The sequence below is a fragment of the Bifidobacterium biavatii DSM 23969 genome, assembly GCF_000741165.1.
In the GTDB taxonomy this organism is placed as follows: domain Bacteria; phylum Actinomycetota; class Actinomycetes; order Actinomycetales; family Bifidobacteriaceae; genus Bifidobacterium; species Bifidobacterium biavatii.
Map to the genome: position 1 here is coordinate 88691 of NZ_JGYN01000023.1, position 21033 is coordinate 109723.

Below are 21033 nucleotides of genomic sequence, written 5' to 3' on the forward strand. Positions count from 1 at the left end.
GGTGAGAACCGCGTCGTTCCGCCAAACCCCGATGTTCATTTGTTCATAAATGTGCATTTTCCGGTTCCCGGGATTTTCCCGCCCAATCCCGGGAACCAGGCCCGCGCAAAAAGGCAGTGCCCGGGTCTCATATGAAGGTCATATGGGAACCCGGGCACTGCCTTTTTAATATGCCCAGTCAGGAATCACGCCTGCGCTGCGGCGGCCTCGCGGCGCGCACGCGCGACCGCGTACAGGCTGATGCCCGCCGCCACCGACGCGTTCAGCGACTCGACCATGTTCGAGATCGGAATGCCGGCGATCGAATCGCACGCCTCACGCACGAGACGGCTCAGGCCGCTGCCTTCCGAACCGAGCACCACCACGAGCGGGTCGGTTTCAAAACCGGTTTCGCCCACCAGCGCGTCGCCGCCGCCGTCAAGGCCGACCACGTAGTAGCCGCGCTCCTTGAGGCCGTCGATCGCCTTGTTCAGGTTCACCACGCGCGCCACCGGCATGTGCGCGGCCGCGCCGGCTGACACCTTCCACGCGGCGGCCGTCACCGAAGCGGACCGGCGCTCCGGCAGGATTACGCCGTTCGCGCCGAACGCGGCGGCCGAACGGATCACCGCGCCCAGGTTCTGCGGGTCGGTCACGCCGTCCAGCGCGATGAACAGCGGACGCGCGTTGATGCGCGCCGCGGCCGAATTCGCGGCCTCCATCGCGCGCGCCTTCTTCTCCGCGCGATCGGCCAGTTCGGCCAGCGACGAATACTCGAACGGCTGCACCTTGAGCACCACGCCCTGATGGTTCGACGAATGCGCGATGCGGTCCATTTCCAGACGATCCGCCTCCATCAGGCTCAGGCCATTCGCGCTGGCGAGCTTCACGATCTCGCGCGTGCGATCGTCGTGCTCGATGCGCGCGGCGATGTACAGCTGCGAGCTCGGCACGCCCACGCGCAGCGCTTCGAGCACTGCGTTGCGGCCGATAACCAGATCGTCGGAATCCGACGTGAACTTGGCCGCGCGGCGACGGGCCGCAAGACGCGGATCCGCCATTTTGCGCCGGTCGGCGATCTTCTTTGCTCGGTATGCCTTGTGATAGACGCGGTCTTCGGCCTTGGGAGTCGCTCCCCGGCCGCGAAGCGCGTTGCGATGCTTTCCACCCGACCCCTTGGTCGGTCCTTTCTTAATAGCCATAGGGGCCATTCTCCCAGCACCCCGCGCCAAACCGGCTTTGCGCGTGCGCGGTTGCGTGGTCGCGTTGCGGGGTCGGCCGGAGTATCGGGCGGGTGCTGCCGTGCCGTGTCCTTGTCGTGCTGTTGCCGTGCTGGCTGGGTGCGGCCGGCACGCGAGTAAGGTATGTGGGGTGAAGAAGCAAGCGAGAGAGATTTTCGGGCTGCCCCTGCTGTTTTGGGGATTGTGGCTGGCCCTGCTGATCCTGTGGATGGGTCGTTTCGTCATTTCGTTTATGTCGATGTATCTGGTCAAGGACCTGCACGTCGATGCGGGCGTGGCCGGCACGATCGTGTCGATGTACGGTTTCGGCGGCATTGTCGGATGCCTGTTCGGCGGCTCGCTGTCCGACCGGTTCGGCCGCCAGTCGATGATCATCGGCGGCGAGATAGGCTCGGCCATTATGCTGATCGTGCTGTCGTTCATCGGCGATCCGTTCGTCATGGGCGCGATGCTGCTTGTCTACGGCGCGATCTCGTCGATCCCGACGCCGGCCGTCGCCGCGTACATCGCCGACGTTGTGCCGGTCCGTGCGCAGAAACGCGCGTACACGCTGCAGACGTGGGCCGTGAACTTCGGCTTTGCGATCGGCCCGATCATCGCCAATCAGCTCGTCAAGATCTCGTACACGCTCATGTTCTACGCGGAGGCCATCATCCTCGTCGTCGCGACGGTCATGCTCGGCACGTTCTTCCACGAGGCGCGCAAGCTCGCCGAGCACGACGTTGCCTCCCCGTCTCTTGTTATTTCGAGTGACGCGTCTTCTCTTTCTTCTGTCATTTCGAGCGAAGGCGAAGCCGGAGTCGAGAAATCTTCCCTTGGCCCGACGGTATCGGCTTCGGAAGATCTCTCCGCTTCGCTGTGCTCCGGTCGAGATGACGTGAGCGATCCGCGCTCCGGTCGGGAAGATCGTGATGCATCGCGTTCGACTCGAGACGGTGATGCAGCTGCGGTCGCGCCCGAACAGCCGGTGTCGATGATCGCGAACTATCGTCGCGCGCTCGCCGATTGGCCGTTCATGTCGATGGTCGTGCTCATGTTCGCGTACACGATCGCCTACTTCCAGCTCACCAGCGGCCTGCCGATCGCGCTCACGCAGCTCGGCATGGGCACGGACCAGTATTCCGTGCTGCTGACGATCAACGGCGGCATCCTGTGCCTGCTGCAGATCCCGGCGTTGGCTGTGTTCAACCGCATGAGCAACACGCGCGTGCTCGTGCTCGGCATGCTGATGACGGCCGTCGGCTACGCGTTCCAGATCGGCGCGACCTCGTGGCACGGCTTCGCGATTGCGGCCGTGCTGTGGACGCTCGGCGAGCTCGGCACGTTCCCGATCGCTGCGACCACGGTCGCCAGTTTGGCGCCGGCCGACGCGCGCGGCACGTATCAGGGCCTGTACAACCTCGTCTGGTCGCTGTCGAACGGCGCCGCGCCGCTGGTCGGCGGCTGGATCATCGGCGGGTTCGGCAGCCGCACGCTGTGGATCTGCTGCACGATCATGTTCCTGCTCGTCGCCGCCGGTCTCGCTGCCACCAAGGGCGCCCGCGAACGCGCCGTCGCCCGCAACCTGCGCGAGTCCCTCGCCGGCTGAGCCGTGTCCCGCCGTCTGTCGGTCAATGACGATCGGCGGATTGGCGGGTCGAACGCGTGGGGGCCGATCGGTTGACAGCGATCGTCGATTGGCGGTCAGATCAGGCAGGCCATGGCCAGCTCCACCACGGCATCGGTTTCGTCTTGTGGTAGATAGCCCACGAGTTCGGCATTGCGGGCGGTCAGGTCGAGCGATTTCAGCTGCTCGACCTCGGCGAATCCCTCAATGTCGAACGTGGATACGGGGTGTACCGCGACGTGCAGCGGATAGCGGTTGTCCGTTGACGTGATCGGGCACACCCATGTCAGATTGCACAGTCGGTTGAAATTCTCGTTGCTGATCACCAGCAAATAACGTCGCTTGCGTTGCTCGTGGCCCGCGGACGGATCGAGATCCGCGGCGATCACGTCCCCACGCCGATATCCGTTCACAGGGCCTCCTCTCCGGCCGGTGCTGCGAAACCGTCCTCGCCGGGTGCGTAATCGCCGTCGTATTCGGCGAACAGATGCCGCAGATCCGGTACGCGATAGCGGCCGATGCTGGTGACGTGCTGTCGCTCGGGCGTGATGACGATGCGATCGTCGTCGACGTCTATGTCGACTTGGCTGCCATCATGCAGTCCCATTCGTTCGCGTATGTCCTTGGGGATCCGCACGCCGAGCGCATTGCCCCACTTGTTCACCGTCGCCTTGACCATAGCGCCTCCCTGATTAGATATACAAAGTATATCCTCTTGGATCGGTGGAGGTGGTGCCGTCGCCGTGCCGTCCATGGCGTTCCTTTCTTGGAGCTGGTTGTCGATCTGACCATCATCGGCAACGTGCGCATTACCTGCAAGCCAAACCGGGGTATGTGGTCGAAAGGTCCGGGAAACTTGGTGTGAAACGTGGGACGATGCCGTTGGATCGCGTGACAAGCGGCTCGAATCGTGTGATTCGAGCCATTCGGTGCTTGAGTTATCCGCATTCGGCGTGTCTATCCACAACCGAGCCCGACCACCGGGGCGGCGAGCGGACGACGGGCCGCAACGTAGGCAAAGTCTCTGACACACCGGCGAAAACGTTGGGAATTGGGCACTGCGGCGGGTTTTGTTACGCGCACGGTTGAGCGGTGTATGGAATAATGGCATCCGTACGCATCGGCCGCATACGCGCCGGTGCCCATAACCGCGCAGTCTTGCCGCGGCAGCCGGGGGAGAAAACCTGGCGTCTGCGAGGACTGACTACTCCGCGGCTATACCAAGGAGAATCACCATGGTTGATCGCCAGAAAGATCAATCCAAGGCGTCCGCGCTGACTGAGGACGCCGTCCAGTCAGAGGAAGTGCGCGCCCAGCAGGCGCTGCTCAACGACACCGACCCGTCGCTGACCGATGCGAGCGAGGTCGCCAAGGCGCTGAACGTCGACATCGCAACCGGCCTGAGCTCGGCCGAAGCCAAGCGCCGCCTCGAGAAGTTCGGCCCGAACCAGCTGGCCAGCGCGCCGCCGGTGCCGAAGTGGAAGAAGTTCCTCGCGCAGTTCGAGGATCCGCTGGTCTACCTGCTGCTCGTCGCCACCGCGATTTCGGTGGTCGCATGGTTCATCGAACGTGCCAACACGCCGGGAGGCGGCGAACCGGTGCCGTTTGACGCGCTCGTCATCGTGCTCATCCTGATCGTCAACGCCGTCCTCGGCTACATTCAGGAAGCTCGCGCCGAGCAGGCCGTCGCCGCGCTCGCGCAGATGACCGCGCCGCAGACAGCCGTCCTGCGCGACGGCAAGGTCGTGCACATCAACACCACCGACGTCGTTCCCGGCGACATTGTCGTGCTCGGCGAAGGCGACACCGTCTCCGCCGACGGCCGACTGTTCGCCGCCGCGTCCCTGCGCATCGCCGAGGCGTCGCTGACCGGCGAATCCGTCCCGGTCGGCAAGAAGCCGGAAACGCTCGCCGAAGCCAAGGCGCTCGGCGACCGCTCGAACATGATCTTCAACGGTACGTCCGTCACGCAGGGCACCGGCCGCGCGATTGTCACCGGCACCGGCATGAACACGCAGGTCGGCAAGATCGCCGACATGCTCGCCGCTACCGACGACGAAGCCACCCCGCTGCAGAAGGAGATGGCGCACGTTTCCAAGATCCTTGGCCTCGCGGTGTGCATCATCGCCGTGGTCGTGCTCGCCGCGCTCGCGCTCACGCAGGGCTTCCACTCGGTGCACGACATCATTGACTCGCTGCTGCTGGCCGTCTCGCTGGCCGTCGCCGCCGTGCCGGAAGGTCTGGCCGCGATTCTGACCGTTGTGCTCGCGCTCGGCGTGCAGCGCATGGCCAAGCACAACGCGATCGTCAAGAAGCTGTCTTCCGTGGAAACGCTCGGTTCCGCGTCCGTGATCTGCTCCGACAAGACCGGTACGCTCACCCGCAACGAAATGACCGTCGAGCGTGTGGTCACGCCGAGCGGCGAAGTGCAGATCACCGGCACCGGCTACGCGCCGGAAGGCCGCATGGTGATGGTCGGCGGCGGCGATCTGGCCGTTCCATCGGCCGTCGAAGCCGAAGTCATGGCGACGCTCGGCGCGGGCACACTCGCGAACGACGGCGACCTGCGCGAAAGCGACTCCAAGCCCGGTACGTGGGAGGCGATCGGCGATCCGACCGAAGTCTCGCTCATCGTCGCCGCACGCAAGGTGCACGCCGACCGCAAGTACGCGAGCTTCGAGCGCGTGGCCGAAGTGCCGTTCACATCCGAACGCAAGCGCATGGCGATCGTCGCCAAGGACAACGCCAACGCCGGCAACCTGACCGTGTTCGCGAAGGGCGCACCGGACGTGCTGCTCGCGTACTGCACGCGCATCGCCGTGGGCGGCGCGGTCCGTCCGCTCACCGAAGGCGACCGCCAGACGATCCTCGCGACCGTCGAGAAGCTGTCCGGCGAGGCGTACCGCACGCTGGGCGAGGCATACCGTCCGCTCGGCGTCTCCTCGCTGACCGACGTCCCCGGCATCGTGACGAACTCGGCCGGTCAGATCACCGACATCTCCGAACAGTCCGACGTGATCGAATCCGATCTGATCTGGGCCGGCATGGTCGGCATCATCGACCCGCCGCGCACCGAGGTTCGCGATTCCGTGGCCGAAGCGCACCGCGCCGGCATCCGCACTGTCATGATCACCGGCGACCACCCGCTGACTGCAGCGCGCATCGCCTCCGATCTGGGCATCATCGAGAAGGGCGGCAAGGCGCTCACCGGCGACCAGCTCGACGCGATGGACGAGAAGGCGCTCGACAAGGCGACATCCGAAGTCTCCGTGTACGCGCGCGTTGCGCCCGAGCACAAGCTCAAGATCGTCGAATCGCTGCAGCGCCAGGGCAACATCGCCGCCATGACCGGCGACGGCGTGAACGACGCGCCGGCCGTCAAGTCCGCCGACATCGGCGTGGCCATGGGCATCACCGGCACCGAAGTCACCAAGGAATCCGCGAAGATGATCCTCGCGGACGACAACTTCTCCACCATCGTCGCCGCCGTGCGCGAAGGCCGCGTGATCTTCGACAACATCCGCAAGTTCCTGCGCTACCTGCTCAGCTCCAACGTGGGCGAGGTGTTCACCGTGTTCGGCGGCGTCATGCTCGCCGGCGTGCTCGGCATCACCCAGCCCGGCAGCGAGGGCGTGACCGTGCCGCTGCTCGCCACGCAGCTGCTGTGGATCAACCTGCTCACCGACGCGGCGCCGGCGCTCGCAATGGGCGTCGACCCGCAGACCGACGACGTGATGGCCCGCAAGCCGCGCAAGCTCACCGATCGCGTGATCGACAAGGACATGTGGATCGACATCGCGTTCATCGGCATCATCATGGCCGCGGTGACGCTGATCGGCATGGACATGCACCTCGCGGGCGGCCTGTTCACTGACCGCTCGGTGGACGCGCTCGGCCACGACGCGCAGATGACCGAGGCCCGCACGATGGGCTTCACGATCCTCGTGTTCGCGCAGCTGTTCAACGCGCTCGCCTCGCGTTCCGCACGCCAGTCCGCGTTCGTGGGCCTGTTCAGCAACAAGTGGCTGTGGGGTGCGATCGGCATCTCGATCCTGCTGCAGGTTGTGGTGATCTACGTGCCGTTCCTCAACGACGCGTTCGGTACCACGCCGCTCGGCTTCACCGCGTGGATCGAGTGCATCGGTCTCGCCGCGATCGTGCTCGTGGCCTCCGAAATCTACAAGGCCATCATGCGCGCCATCGACAAGCGCCGCGGCGTGACCGTGTGATTGACGGCGACGGCTCATAACCGCCCATAATCCACAAAGAGGCTCCCTCGGGGAGCCTCTTCTCGTATATGCATGTTTCTTGGATCGGATCAGAATGGCCTCATCCGGAGGCGGAGACCTCGTCAGTCGCTCACGTCGGCCTTGTAGAAGTTGACGTAGGAGCGGCTCGGGGTCGGGCCGCGCTGGCCCTGATAGTGCGAGCCGGTGCCCTTGGAGCCGTACGGATGCTCGGCCGGCGAGCTGAGCTGGAAGAAGCACATCTGACCGATCTTCATGCCCGGCCACAGCTTGACCGGCAGCGTCGACACATTGCTCAGTTCCAGCGTGATATGCCCCTCAAAACCCGGGTCAATGAAACCGGCGGTCGAATGCGTGAGAATGCCGAGACGGCCGAGCGAGCTCTTGCCCTCGAGTCGCGCGGCGATCGTCGCGTCGAGCTTGACGTACTCCCACGTCGAGCCGAGCGCGAACTCGCCCGGGTGCAGGATCCACGGTTCGTCCGGCGCGACCTCGAACTGCTCGGTCAGCGCGCCCTGATTCTCGGCCGGATCGACGTACGTGTACGCATGATTGTTGAACAGGCGGAAGTAACGGTCGAGACGCACGTCGATCGACGCGGGCTGCACCATCTCGGGAGTCCACGGATCAAGCGAGATGTGACCGTCTTCCTTGGCGGCGAGAATATCGCGATCGGACAGCAGCATGGCAACTCCTTGGCTCGGCGTTCGGAAACGCGTTCACGGAACAAATAACTGCACCCCAGTCTAGCGGCGGGCCTCTCGCGGCGCGACCCGCGGCCGACCCGCGCGACACGGGCGATATATTCAACCCACACAATTCCGCGCCAAAACTTTCAGCTTGTTCTCAGACAACCACATCATTGTGCCCAGCAATCGGTGGTTCCATAATAACTGTCAGCAAGAGCTGAACAGGAACGGCAGCAGTTCCCGACAATTGAACCCCTTTCTTCTTCTCTCTCCTTTCTCTCCCCGGCGGACACCCCGCCGGGGTTTCTTTTTGCCCGTTGAACCATGTACCCCACAAACCCCGCCCGTCGCGTATATTGGGGCGCATGAGCGAAGACGCAACATACGGCGAACACGGCGCGCCCGCCAACCCCGAGCCGCCGGCCATCACGCACGTGCAATACTCGCGCGGCGGGGGAGAGGCCGCGCCCACCCGGCCCATGTTCCTGTGCCTGCACGGCTGGGGCTCCAACGAGGAGGACCTTGCCGACATCATGCGCTACATCGCGCCGTACAACGACTACGCGTCCCTGCGCGCGCCGATCGTATTGCAGGAGCGACGCGAACGCGGCGACGGCCTGCCCGCCATCGCCGGCGCATACTCGTGGTTCACCGGCAAGACCCTGTCCGGCGACGATCTCGACCGCGAAGCGTACGCGGCCGCCCGCGCGATCGACCGCTGGGTCGACGACAACATCCCACTCGAACGCGACGTCGTGCCGATCGGCTTCTCACAGGGCGGCCTGCTGGCCGTGCACCTGCTGCGCATCCATCCCGAGCGCTACCGTGCGGCGATCAGCCTGTCCGGCACGCTCGCGCCCGGCAACGTGCCCGGCACCGCCCCGGCCGACGATCGTCTCGCCGACTACGAGACGCCCGTGTTCTACGTGTATGGCAAGAACGATCAGGTCGTGCCCAAGTATGAGCTGTTCGCCGCCGCCGCGTGGCTGGAGGAGCACACGTGGCTGACGACGAAAAGCTACCACGGTCTCGGCCACGAGGTGAGCATGGACGAATTCGCCGACCTGCGCCAGTGGCTGCTGCTGCACGACCTGTCGTCCGGCGTGCTGTAAATACGCACGCCAGTGAGACGGGCTACAGGCTCGAATCCGCGTCCACGCTCATCACGTACACGTTGCGGCGCAGCGTCTTCGCCTGCGCGCGCGTGATCTCGCCCGCCTCGACCATGTCCTGGATCACGCCGAGCTCGATGCCGTAGCTTTCGCGCTTCACGTCCTCCGCCATGCCGATCGTCTTCGCACTGCCGGTCATGTTCGGCCGCGCGCGCAGCGCCGACTCAGCGCGACGATAGTCGAGCAGCAGCGCCGAGCAATGCTCCGTGTTGTACGTGTCGCGCGTCATCTCCTCGTACAGCCGGTCGATCACGTGCTCGAACGCGGCCAGCTGCACCATGCGGGTGTGCGCGAAGATCTCGTCGTCGCTGATCAGCGGCGTGGTGCGGCGGATGCGGCTCGACGTGCGCCGGATCAGCGTGAGCGTGCGGCGCTGCAGCGCGCGCATGCGGCCGCGGATCTGCCACATGGCCCGGCCCGAGTTGCGGTCGGTGGAAATGTGGCGCAGCGAGTTCATGATCTGGTCGAGCAGGCGCTCGCACGCTTCGATTTCCAGATCGCGGTTCGCCTGTGTGCCTTCCTTGCTGCGCTTCGTGTCGATCAGACGTTGCTTGACGTAGTCCTTCTCCCAGTTGAGCGCGTCGATCTGCAGCTGCGCGTAGCCCTGCGGGTCGAGCTCGCCGGTGCGCTGCTTGAGTCGCGTGATGCGCTTCGTGTACGAGTCGATCACCATGAGCACGGCGCGGCGGTTCTCGTTCGTCACACGGCCGGTGAGTTCCTCGACGGTGCGGCGCAGCACTTCGATCGTGACTTCGGTCATTTCCAGCGACGCGTCGCCGCCGCGGTTCGGCGCGATCGCGGGCAGCAGGAAGTTCGCGAGCAGCAGCGTCACGATGATCACGCCGGATGCGATGAAGATCAGCTCGTCGCGCATCGGGAACCAGCGTCCGCCGGAGATCGCGTACGGGATCGTGAACATCAGCGACAGCGTGATCGTGCCCTTCGCGCCGCCGAACGTCATGACCGCGGCCGAACGCCAACGTTCCGGCGTCATGTGGCGGCGGTGGCCGGTGGTCGTGTCGCGCGCGAGGCGCAGCATGGCCGACACCCAGATGAACCGCATGACGATCACGACGAGCGACACGAGCAGGATCACCATGATGAGCAGCATGTTGCTCACGCCCGGATCCTCCCAGCTGTTGCCCATCGCGCCGGGCAGCAGCATGCCGAGCAGTATGAACACGGCGCCGTTGAGCGTGAACGAGAGCACGCCCCACACGCTGTTCGACACGATGTTCGTGCGCGCCACGTTCGGGCCGACGCCCGTACGGTCGAAGCGGATGAACAGGCCGGACGCGACGACCGACAGAATGCCGGACACGTGCGCGATGTCCTCGGCGGCCAAGTACAGCAGGAACGGCAGGAACAGTTCCATGAGGATGCGCGTGGTGGTGGTCTCCCAGCCGAGCGAGCGGATCGTTTCGAACAGCCAGTTGGCGATCAGGCCGATCGCAAGGCCGAACAGCGCGCCGCCGATGAACGAGACGACGAATTCGCCGGCCGCCTCGCCGACCTCGAACTGTCCGGTGACGGCCGCGGCGATGGCGAACTGGAAGCCGACGATGCCGGACGCGTCGTTGAACAATGATTCGCCTTTGAGCACGCCCATCTGGCGTTGCGTCAGCGCTGCCTCTTTGCCGAGCGACGATACGGCGACCGCGTCGGTCGGGCCGAGCGCCGCGCCGAGTGCGAGACCTGCGGCCAATGGGATGGCCGGCCAGATCGCGTGCAAGATCACGCCGACGGCGATCATGGTCGCGATCGCAAGCCCGATGGCCAGCGACAGCGACAGTTTGAGCGTTTTCAGCAGACTCGATTTGTCGATTTCGTGCGCTTCGAGGTACAGCAGCGGCGCGATGAACAGGACCATGAACAGTTCAGGGTCGAGCTCGACGTTGGGGAAAAACGGCAGTTGCGAGGCGATGGCGCCGAGCGCGATCTGCACGAGCGGCGTGGACACTTTCGGAATGAATCGGCTGATGAACGAGGACAGCACCACCGCCGCAATGATGCATAGGATGAGCTGAAATACCGCCACAGTGTGTCCTCCCTCTCCGCGGCCTCCGTTGCCGCCATTAGCCTATCAGTCAAACCTTCTACGCGCGTTACGTTTCTCGGCAAGCGGTTGCCGGCGTGTTTGCGTTATCGCCGGGTACTGCCGGGCGCCTGCGCATACGTCTGCGCGGCCAAGCAGCGTGGTCTCATGCCGCCAATAGGAAGGAACTCACAGTATTGCCCGATTTGCCATGAGGCTGGGATGAGAATGGAGGACTGAATGCGCGGTGCTCTCGACGATGCGGGTTTTCGCTTGGCCGCGTCTAGACTGACAGCCATGACGAATGACGAGGCGATGATGCGCGCGCTGGCGTTGGCGGCGGACGCGGCGGCCGACAGGGAAGTGCCGGTCGGTGCGCTGGTATTGGACGCGGACGGTCGCGTGATCGGCGAGGGACGCAACGCGCGCGGCGGCATGACTGGGGGAACGCCGTCCGCCGATCGCCCACGTACGCGTCGGACGGCAGACGGCGATGATGATGCACGACCGGCCCTGCCCGATCCGCTCGCGCACGCCGAAGTGCTCGCGATGCGCGAGGCCGCCGCCCGGCTCGGCACATGGAATCTCGCCGACTGCACGCTCGTGGTCACGCTCGAACCGTGCCCGATGTGCGCTGGCGCATGTATTCAAACGCACGTCGGCCGCATCGTGTTCGGCGCGTGGGATGCCAAGCTCGGCGCGTGCGGCTCGATCTGGGACATTCCGCGCGACCCGCACGTCGGCCACGCGCCGGAAGTGCACGGTGGCGTGCGCGAAGCCGAATGCGCGCGCATGCTCGCCGACTTCTTCGCCGCGCGGCGCTGATAGGGGTCGTCATCTCGAGCGGAGGCGAAGCCGTAGTCGAGAGATCTTGCAGAGCCGTATGTGCCTAGCGTAAGATCTCTCGACTCCGCTGCGCTTTGCTTGAGATGACGGGTGAGGTGTTGGACTTTGTAATTTCTTTCCAGCGGCGGCGAACACTCCGCATCCTGACAAGGAAAACGCGCTCGCGTACCATCGATACCGGTACGCCAACCAACATATTCCGTCCGTCGCAAGCCAAGCCGCACGCAGGCCAACGCCAGCCATACGCAAGGAGTAGCAATGTCGCTGATCGAACAATTCCAAGGCACCGCCGCAGCCGACGGCACCGACCTGACCGCCGTCTACGCCGAACAGTCCGACGCGAACGTCGCGTTCGCGCTGGTCTTCCCCGGCGACGACCTGCCGCGATTCGTGCACTGGGGACGCCCGCTCGCCGACCCGGCCACCGTCATCAACCTGTACGATGCGCTGCGCCCGCAGCGCGTCTCCGGCGGTCTCGACGACACGTCATGGCCGTCCGTCCTGCCCACACAGGCCGAATCGTGGCTCGGCGCGCCCCGCTTCGAAGTCCGCCGCGACGGCGTCGAACTGCACTGCCGGTTCGCGGTCGAAGCCGTGACGGCCGGTACGGCCGACAATGCCGCCGACGTCGCATCCGGCGACGCATCCGTGCGGCCGTCGTCCGCCGCTCCCGTGCCGTCCGCCGTACCCGCGGCCGACGCGACCGCGCACGTCACCGTCGACGACCAGCTCGCCGCCGAACGCGGCGATGACCAGTCCACCCCGACCGTCATCGTCGAGGCGGCCGACCGCGAACAGGGCATCGGCATCGTCTGGACATGCCAGCTCGACGAATCCGGCCTCATCCGCCAAAAGCTCGAAGTCGCGAACCTCGGTAGCGGCAACCTCGAAATCGGTCGCATCGAACTCGGCTTCCCCGTGCCGGCCAACGCCGTCGAAATCCTCACCACCACCGGCCACCACCTGCGCGAACGCCATCCGCAGCGCCAGCCGCTCACCATCGGACGCTTCGAAAAACTCTCCATGACCGGCCGACCCGACTTCGACGCCAGCCTGCTGCTGTCCGCCGGCGAACCCGGCTTCGGCTTCGAACACGGCGACGTGTACTCCGTGCACGTCGGCTGGAGCGGCAACAGCGTCCTGTCCGCAGAACGCACGCCGTACACGCAAGGTCTGATCGGCGGCGGCGAAATCCTGCTTGGCGGCGAAGTCACGCTGCCCGGCGCCGATGTTGACGGCGACGCCGCCACGTACGCAACCCCGTGGGTCTACGGATCGTACGGCAACGGTCTCAACGAAGTAGCCGCGCGATTCCACGCCTACCTGCGCAACGTGCACCGTGCGTCCCGCCGCGCGCTCGGCATCGCCGACAAGCCGCGGCCGGTCATCCTCAACACGTGGGAGGCCGTGTACTTCGGCCAGAATTACGACACGCTCACCGCGCTCGCCGACAAGGCCGCCGCGGCCGGCGTCGAACGGTTCGTCGTCGACGACGGCTGGTTCGGCTCCCGCCGCGACGACACGAGCGGGCTCGGCGACTGGCAGATCGCGCAGGACGTGTGGCCGGACGGCGACAAGAGCCTGCGCGCGCTGGCCGACTACGTGCACGGCAAGGGCATGGAATTCGGCCTGTGGTTTGAGCCGGAAATGGTCAACCCCGATTCCGACCTGTACCGCGCGCACCCCGACTGGGTGCTGCGGCCGACGCCGGGCCGCCTGCCGATGCAGGGCCGCACGCAGCAGGTCGTCGACCTGACCAACCCGGACGCGTACGCATACGTGTACGGCTGCATGGATCAGCTGGTCGGCGAGCTGGGCATCGACTACATCAAATGGGACCACAACAAGCTCGTCACCGAAGCGGTCTCGCCGCGCACCGGCCGCCCGGCTGTGCACGCGCAAACGCTCGCCGTCTACCGCATCTTCCGCGATCTCAAGGCCGCGCATCCGGGGCTCGAAATCGAAAGCTGCTCGTCCGGCGGCGGCCGCGTCGACCTTGGCATCCTCGAACTCGCCGACCGCATCTGGGTGTCCGACTGCGTCGACCCGCTCGAACGCGTCGAAATCCAGCGCTACACGTCGCTGCTCGTGCCGCCGTTCATGATGGGCGAGCACGTCGGCGCCAGCCCCGCGCACTCCACGCAGCGCGCCACCAGCCAGGAGCTGCGCATGGCCATGGCGTTCTTCGGGCACATGGGCGTCGAATGGAACCTGCTCAAGGAGTCCGACGCGGACGTGGCCAAGCTCGGCGAATGGATCGCCGAATTCAAGAAGCACCGCGAATGGTTCGCGGTCGACACGTGCGTGCACGCTGACTGCGCCGACCCGGCCGTGCGCGTGGACGGCATGGTCAAGCCCGACCGTTCCGCCGCGTTCTACCGCTTCACGCAGGTCACCACATCCGCCACGTATCCGGCCGCGCCGATCCGCCTGCCCGGCCTCGACCCGGACGCCACGTACCGCATCCAGCCGCTGTGGCTCGATCTCGATCTGTCTGCGCTCGGCATCGCCAACGGCCAGTCGCCGCTCGGCTGGTGGACGTCCGACGGTGTGCTGCTCACCGGCCGCGCGCTCGCCACCTACGGCCTGCGCCCGCCGAGCCTGCATCCTGCGCAGTCGGTGTTGTTCACTGCCGTGCGGCAGTAATCAACACCGCCCCGCGCAGGATGCCTTCGCGGGCGCAGATAGCGCGCCCGCTCACTTCGCCTACGGAATGCCCACTGGGCATCCCGCTTAACGGCTCAGCCTGCACAGTCGGTGTTGTTCACTGCCGTGCGGCAGTAAGCCGATGCGTGGCGGCCGCTATCCGATGTAGCGGGAGATGGCGCGGGAGGCAGCGGCCTTGGCCCACAGCTGCCAGTCGTGGTCGACGACCGTGAACCGCACCGGCGCTGCCTGGCTGTGCCGGTAGCGGTTGATGCCGTCGCGCACCGCGTCGATGCTCATCTTCGCAAGAAACGCCGATTCTCCGGCCACCATCACGCGCGACGGCATCGCGATGTTCGCGACCATCGAAATCAGTGACCCCAGCCTGAAGCACGTCCGATCGACCAGCTGTTCCGCCTGCGGCCGTCCTGCCCGCGCGTCCGCCACGAACTCGTCGAATGTGCACGCGCGGCCGATCATCTGCGAATACTGGTTCGCCAGCGACGCGTCCGTCAGACACTGCGCGCAGCCAACGTGCCCGGACGCGCAGCGCGGGCCGTCCGGGTCGACGAGCACGTGGCCGAGCAGCCCGTAGCTCTTGTCCGGATAATCGACCGGCTCGCCGTGCACGGCCAGCGAATAGCCGATGCCCACGCCGATCGTCACCACGGCGAACGCTTCCAATCCGACGCCTGGACCGAACCAGCTCGCGTCCAGCAGCAGCGAATCGACGTCGTTGTAGACCGTGCACGGCAGTCCGGCCGCGTGCGCGACCATCGCCGCCAGCGGTACGTCCTGATCCCAGCGCAGGAACGGTGCGAACGTTACGGTCGCATCATCATGCACATGCCCGCCGATCGCCACGCCGATCGCCGTCGGCTCAGGCAGTGCGCGCGCGGCGACGTCCGTACGACAGTCGCCGACCAGGCTTGCGATGACGTCGGTCACGTGCTGCGGCGAACGATCGGCGAACGCGAGCTCGTGACGGTCGGACACGACTTCGCCGTGCGCGTTGACTGCGGCCGCGATCGCCGACGTGCCGTGCACCTTGACGCCGACGAACGTGCGGGCGTTCGCGCACAACGCGAGCGCGGTCTGCGGTCGGCCGCGACGCTCGCCGCTGTCCTTCGGTGTGAACCCTTGCGGCAGCGGGCCGCGCGTCACCGCATCTCCCGGCAGTTCCTCGATCACGCCCGCGTAGATCAGATCGCTGGTGATGCGCGACAATGCTCCCTGCGATAGGCCGAGCAGCTGGGCGAGCGTGGTACGCGCGATCGGACCGTACTGCGCGATCGCGCGCGCGACCCGGTGCATGTAGTCGGAGCCTGCGAACCATTGCGGGAACGCGGGTGCCGGGAGATTCGTCGCATTCGTTGCGTCCGGTGCGATCGTCGTCATCTGCGCTCCTTGCCGTGATCGGTCCGTGCGTGGTCGCTTCGCGCGGCCATTATTTTCATTCCTACGGCATAAAAATACTCTTTTCTTTCCGCCTCGCCCGGAGAACCGGCAAATGGGAATGAAAACCGCGCAATCGTATGCTGTGAGGTACACGAACCGCAATCGTCGATCAGCAAAGGAGCCGAACTCATGACCTCGTTCAACCGCACCACCCTGCCGGACAACGTCCGCACCAACGGCGCCACCCCGAACCCGTGGTGGGCCAACGCCGTCGTCTACCAGATCTACCCGCGCTCGTTCCAGGACACCAACGGTGACGGCTTCGGCGACCTCAAGGGCATCACGAGCCGCCTCGACTACCTCGCCGACCTCGGCGTCGACGTGCTGTGGCTGTCCCCGGTGTACAAGAGTCCGCAGGACGACAACGGCTACGACATCTCCGACTACCAGGACATCGACCCGCTGTTCGGCACGCTCGACGACATGGACGAGCTGCTCGCCGAAGCGCACCAGCGCGGTATCAAGATCGTGATGGACCTCGTCGTCAACCACACGTCCGACGAGCACGCGTGGTTCGAGGCGTCGAAGGATAAGAACGACCCGCACGCCGACTGGTACTGGTGGCGTCCGGCGCGCCCCGGCTTCGAACCCGGCACGCCCGGCGCTGAACCGAACCAGTGGGGCTCCTACTTCGGCGGCTCCGCATGGGAATACGACCCGAAGCGCGGCGAATACTACTTCCACCAGTTCTCCAAGAAGCAGCCCGACCTCAACTGGGAGAATCCGGCCGTGCGCCGCGCAGTGTACGACATGATGAACTGGTGGCTCGACCGCGGCGTCGACGGATTCCGCATGGATGTGATCACGCTCATTTCCAAGCAGGTCGACTCCGCCGGCCGCCTGCCCGGCGAGCCCGGCAGCGAGATCGCTGACGGCCCGGTCGGCGAGGAAGGCTACTCCAACCCGAGCCCGTTCTGCGCCGACGGCCCGCGTCAGGACGAATTCCTCGCCGAAATGCGCCGCGAAGTCTTCGCCGGCCGCGACGGCTTCCTCACCGTCGGCGAAGCGCCCGGCATCAACGCGCAGCGCAACGAGCACATCACCGACCCCGCCAACGGCGAACTCGACATGCTGTTCCTGTTCGAACACGTCGACTGCGACTGCGAAGGCATCAAGTGGAAGCCGCTGCCGCTGCACCTGCCCACGCTCAAGCGCATCATGGCCGGCTACCAGGCCGCCGTCGCCAAAGCCGGCTGGGCCAGCCTGTTCGACGGCAACCATGACCAGCCGCGTGTCGTCTCTCGCTGGGGCGACGACTCCACCGAGGAGAACCGTGTGCGCTCCGCCAAGGCGCTCGCGCTCATGCTGCACATGCACCGTGGCACCCCGTACGTGTATCAGGGCGAAGAACTCGGCATGACCGACGCGCACTTCACCCGCCTCGACCAGTATCGCGACCTCGAATCGCTCAACGCGTTCCGCCAGCGCGTTGAAGAGGCGAAGGTGCAGGACGCGGATTCGATGATGGCCGGCCTCGCCGCGCGCAGCCGCGACAACGCCCGCACGCCGATGCAGTGGGACGCGTCCAAGTACGCCGGATTCACCGCGCCTGACGCTGCGACTGAACCGTGGATCTCCGTCAACGAAAACTGTGCGGCGATCAACGCGGCTGCCGAATTCGACGATCCGGAATCCGTGTACGCGTTCTACAAGCAGCTCATCGCGCTGCGTCACGAGAATCCGGTTGTCTCCGCCGGCGACTGGCGGCTGATCGATGCGGACGACGAGCACGTGTACGCGTTCGTGCGCACGCTCGGCGACGAGCGCCTGCTGACGGTCGTGAACCTGTCCGGTCGCACGGTCGACCTGCCGGCTGAATCCGCGGCGTTGCTGGAGTCTGCTGTCGGCGGTGCAATCGTGACCGCGGACGCGATCGTGATCGCCACCGATGATGCTGATCACGCTGCCGCGTCGCTCGCCAAGCGCGAGCTCGCCGCGTGGGAGGGCGCGGTCGTCCGCCTGTAATCGCGGATCGTAACGCAAGCCAGATGATGCAGGTCGGGCGGGGATGGACACACAGCCGTCTCTGCCCGGCCTGCCGCCTACAATTGGCCCTCATGGAACAAAAAGACGTCCTCAAAGCACTGCAGCGTGATCATGCGGCCGAACTCAAGCTCGCCGCCGAACGGTTGAAGGGGACCGCTCGTCACACCGAAATCATCCCCTCCCCGGTCCTGTCCGACATGACCGGCCACAAGATTCTCCTCAAGCCCGAGAATCTGCAGGTCACCGGTTCGTTCAAGATCCGCGGCGCCTACAACAAGATCGCCTCCCTCAGCGACGAGGAGCTTGCCCGCGGCATCGTCACCGCATCCGCCGGCAACCATGCGCAGGGCGTCGCTTACGCGGCCCGCGAACGCGGTGCGAAGGCCACGATCTGCATGCCGACCATCACCCCGCCGCTCAAGGTCGACGCCACCAAGGCGTACGGCGCCGACGTGGTGCTCTACGGCGACGTGTTCGACGAGTCCGCCGCCCATGCGGCCGAACTCGCCGAAACCCAGGGCATGATCTATGTGCCGCCGTTCGACGACTACGAGGTCATCTGCGGCCAGGGCACGATCGGCTTGGAAATTCTCGAAGACGTGCCGGACGTGACCGACGTGGTCGTGCCGCTCGGCGGCGGCGGTCTGGGCGCGGGCGTCGCGCTTGCGATCAAGACGTTCAAGCCGGAAGTGCGCGTGATCGGCGCGATTCCGGAAGGTTCCCCCGCTTGGAAGGATTCGTTCGCTGCGGGCCGCGTCTCGCCGGCCGATCAGGTGGTCACCTCTGCTGAGGGTGTGGCTGTCAAGCACCCGGGCGACCTGCCGTTCGCGCTGCTCAATGAGTTCCTTGACGATCTGGTGACTGTGACCGAGCGCGACATCAACGAGATGATTCTGCTCATGCTTGAGAAGCACAAGCTGGTCGTCGAGGCTGCCGGTGCGGTGTCTCTGGCCGCGCTCGAGCATCTGAACCTGCGTTCGCGCAAGTTCGCGTCCGCTCCCGGCCCGCACGTGGTGGTGCCGATCATGTCTGGCGGCAACATCGATACGGTCACGATGGGCGCGGTGATTCAGAAGGGCATGATCGCGCGCGGCCGCATCATGAACTTCGAGGTCGAGCTGCCGGATACCCCGGGCCAGCTCGTCAAGGTCGCCACGCTGCTCGCCAAGGAGCGCGCGAACGTGATCCAGCTTGACCACGATCAGTTCAAGGCGTCCGGCCATTACACGAACGCCGTGTCGCTCGGCGTCACGGTCGAGACGAACGGCCCGGATCACATCGACCGCATCCTTGCGGCCCTGCGCGAGGCCGGTTTCCAGCCGAAGCGCATTTACTGATCCGTGCTGATGCGCTGATGCGCGCCGATGTGATTGGCGAATCGTTGCGATAGTGCAACGACCGCGGGGGCTTCGGCATTGCATTCCCGACACACTCAAGGCCGTTCGGCCAAGCCTACGGTCGGAAACGCAATGCCGAAGCCTCCGCTCTGTTTGCGATATGTGCAGCGTCGTGATGCGGCGCTGTGTCGTCTGGTCAGTTGGGCCGGCGACATTTGCAGTACTTGCGCAGTGCGTACAGCGCTTACTGCTTATTGTGCGGCCGCGATCGTTTCGTCGACGAGCTGGGGGAGCGCGACGGCGATGTCCTCGCGGATGAGCCGCGTGGCGAGACGGTCGTATTGCGTGCGGCCCATGTTCATAATGGTGATCGGCACGCCGGCCTGTGCGGCGACCGGCACGAGCGACGCGGCCGGGAACACTTCGAGCGTGGAGCCGATCACCCAGAATTCGTCGGCTTCGGTGACTCGCTTCATGGATTTTTCCATCGCTCCGTCGGGCAGCTGCTCGCCGAAGTACACCACGTCGGTTTTGATGAGTCCATTGCAGGGCATGTTGCCGTTGTACGGCAGCTTGCGATGGCAGTGCGGATCCGGTTCCTCGTCCAGTTTGGCCATGATGTCGGCCGTGTCGTATTTCGCGTGGCATTTCATGCAGTGCGATGTGCCGATGGTGCCGTGCAGGTTGACGATCACGTCCGGCGAGTTGCCGGCTTTCTCGTGCAGTGCGTCGAAGTTCTGCGTGGCCAGCAGCGTGAGCAGGCCGGCCTGTTCCAGCTTGACGAGCGCCTTGTGCGCGGTGCCGGGCTGCGCGTTCCATACGGGGGATTCTTTTTGCCAGCGCCACGAATACTCGCGTTCTTCCTTGCTGGTGAGAAACGCGTCGATGTCGTAGACGCTCATTTGTTCGGGATGCTTGGTCCAGACGCCGTCCGGACTGCGGAAGTCGGGGATGCCTGCGGACGTGGAGATGCCCGCGCCGGTCAGTACTGCGATTTTTTTCGTCATATACATAGGTATACGCCGGTTGCGTCGGTTGTGGTGCGCGTTATTCCGACTGGGGTTCGACTTGGGCTCGTGCGTGCAACCGGGTTCCGTGGTTGCGCACAGTATGTTCCGTCTGTTCCGGGTGTCGTTTCGGCCTATGGTGGCCGGGCTGTGCCTCTTGTTGCGTCATGTCGTCCGACGTCGCAGGTCGGGGCGAGGCAATGGTGCTTGTTCTGTCGGCTGCTGGTTGTGTTTGCGTGGTGCGGTGATGCGTGTGCGTATATGCGGATCGATAATGAACGGTGGCCGACTGATGATTGACTGACAGCTGACCGGCGGTTGAAATGTTGTGACACGCCGTCCGAGAGCTGGATTGGGACATCGAAATGGTGGTTTTGGGGTTTAGGATGGTTGTAGACGTGGTTGGGTGCGTTTGCGACACGCCGAGGGAGTCGTGTGTTTTCAGTGGTTTTGGGGTGTTGTTGTGTTTGTTGGTTTGCGTGGTTGTGGGTTGTCGTGTATGTTTATCTCTTGCTGCCGGTCAGCGAGTGGTTCTCTTCTTTGGGGTTGCGGACTGATCGTGTGGTGGTGGTTTGAGAACTCAAGAGCGTGTTTGTACTACTTTTTAGAGTCAATGTTTTGATTGCCAGTTTGTTGTCCGCCTGCTGCTGTTTGTGGTGGTGGGTCTGTGTGAGCAGGTAATGGATGGCAAGGTTTTGTGTGAATGTCCTTCCTTATAGGATGTTCCGTCAATATGTATGAGAGTCATTGTTGGTTCTCTTTGCAAGTTTTTTTGTGGAGGGTC

At 65.0% G+C, this 21033-nt stretch carries 14 protein-coding genes; 7 read left to right on the forward strand and 7 right to left on the reverse strand.

Going from position 1 to position 21033, the window contains the following annotated elements:
* Positions 1-185 precede the first annotated feature (185 nt).
* Positions 186-1181, reverse strand: a complete 996-nt coding sequence (rlmB, locus tag BBIA_RS08570) for a 23S rRNA (guanosine(2251)-2'-O)-methyltransferase RlmB (protein WP_033495052.1) — start codon at positions 1179-1181, stop codon at positions 186-188.
* A gap of 247 nt (positions 1182-1428) precedes the next feature.
* Between rlmB and BBIA_RS08575 the strand changes: the two genes are divergently transcribed.
* The gene (locus BBIA_RS08575; protein WP_420796697.1) at positions 1429-2808 is read left to right on the forward strand and encodes an MFS transporter; all 1380 of its coding nucleotides are present in this window, start codon (positions 1429-1431) and stop codon (positions 2806-2808) included.
* A gap of 95 nt (positions 2809-2903) precedes the next feature.
* Here the strand turns inward: BBIA_RS08575 and BBIA_RS08580 are convergent, their stop codons facing one another.
* Both BBIA_RS08580 and BBIA_RS14450 read right to left on the reverse strand, forming a co-directional pair.
* Positions 2904-3239 (reverse strand): type II toxin-antitoxin system PemK/MazF family toxin, encoded by a 336-nt coding sequence (locus BBIA_RS08580; protein ID WP_033495056.1) that lies wholly within the window; start codon positions 3237-3239, stop codon positions 2904-2906.
* On the reverse strand, positions 3236-3505 hold the full coding sequence (locus BBIA_RS14450) for an AbrB/MazE/SpoVT family DNA-binding domain-containing protein (RefSeq protein ID WP_033495058.1): 270 nt from the start codon (positions 3503-3505) through the stop codon (positions 3236-3238). Before BBIA_RS14450 ends, BBIA_RS08580 begins: the two co-directional genes overlap by 4 nt.
* A 556-nt stretch (positions 3506-4061) precedes the next feature.
* Between BBIA_RS14450 and BBIA_RS08590 the strand changes: the two genes are divergently transcribed.
* Positions 4062-7055 carry a cation-translocating P-type ATPase gene (locus BBIA_RS08590; protein ID WP_033495060.1) on the forward strand — a complete coding sequence of 998 codons (2994 nt, stop codon included), beginning with the start codon at positions 4062-4064 and terminating at the stop codon, positions 7053-7055.
* Between the two features lie 122 nt (positions 7056-7177).
* Here BBIA_RS08590 and dcd read toward each other — a convergent pair whose 3' ends face one another.
* Complete coding sequence (gene dcd / locus BBIA_RS08595) at positions 7178-7759, reverse strand: dCTP deaminase (RefSeq protein ID WP_033495062.1); 582 nt, start codon at positions 7757-7759, stop codon at positions 7178-7180.
* Positions 7760-8127: 368 nt separating this feature from the next.
* On the opposite strand from dcd, the gene BBIA_RS08600 reads away from it, so the two are divergent.
* The gene (locus tag BBIA_RS08600) at positions 8128-8874 is read left to right on the forward strand and encodes an alpha/beta hydrolase (protein WP_051923925.1); all 747 of its coding nucleotides are present in this window, start codon (positions 8128-8130) and stop codon (positions 8872-8874) included.
* A gap of 22 nt (positions 8875-8896) precedes the next feature.
* Here the strand turns inward: BBIA_RS08600 and BBIA_RS08605 are convergent, their stop codons facing one another.
* Complete coding sequence (locus BBIA_RS08605) at positions 8897-10972, reverse strand: cation:proton antiporter (RefSeq protein WP_033495064.1); 2076 nt, start codon at positions 10970-10972, stop codon at positions 8897-8899.
* Positions 10973-11266: 294 nt separating this feature from the next.
* Here BBIA_RS08605 and BBIA_RS08610 point away from each other — a divergent pair, with 294 nt between their 5' ends.
* Together BBIA_RS08610 and BBIA_RS08615 are read left to right on the forward strand one after the other, a co-directional pair.
* Positions 11267-11794 (forward strand): nucleoside deaminase, encoded by a 528-nt coding sequence (locus BBIA_RS08610; RefSeq protein WP_033495066.1) that lies wholly within the window; start codon positions 11267-11269, stop codon positions 11792-11794.
* A gap of 279 nt (positions 11795-12073) precedes the next feature.
* On the forward strand, positions 12074-14461 hold the full coding sequence (locus tag BBIA_RS08615; RefSeq protein WP_033495068.1) for an alpha-galactosidase: 2388 nt from the start codon (positions 12074-12076) through the stop codon (positions 14459-14461).
* A gap of 156 nt (positions 14462-14617) precedes the next feature.
* On the opposite strand, the gene BBIA_RS08620 is transcribed toward BBIA_RS08615, so the two are convergent.
* Positions 14618-15859, reverse strand: coding sequence for an ROK family transcriptional regulator (locus BBIA_RS08620; protein WP_051923926.1), 1242 nt, complete (start codon positions 15857-15859; stop codon positions 14618-14620).
* Positions 15860-16048: 189 nt separating this feature from the next.
* On the opposite strand from BBIA_RS08620, the gene BBIA_RS08625 reads away from it, so the two are divergent.
* Positions 16049-17884: a glycoside hydrolase family 13 protein gene (locus BBIA_RS08625; RefSeq protein WP_033495070.1), complete on the forward strand. Its 1836-nt coding sequence runs from the start codon at positions 16049-16051 to the stop codon at positions 17882-17884.
* 92 nt (positions 17885-17976) lie between these two features.
* Complete coding sequence (gene ilvA / locus BBIA_RS08630; protein WP_033495073.1) at positions 17977-19242, forward strand: threonine ammonia-lyase; 1266 nt, start codon at positions 17977-17979, stop codon at positions 19240-19242.
* 251 nt (positions 19243-19493) lie between these two features.
* Here the strand turns inward: ilvA and BBIA_RS08635 are convergent, their stop codons facing one another.
* Positions 19494-20249 (reverse strand): SIR2 family NAD-dependent protein deacylase, encoded by a 756-nt coding sequence (locus BBIA_RS08635; RefSeq protein WP_033495079.1) that lies wholly within the window; start codon positions 20247-20249, stop codon positions 19494-19496.
* Between the last annotated feature and the right edge of the window lie 784 nt (positions 20250-21033).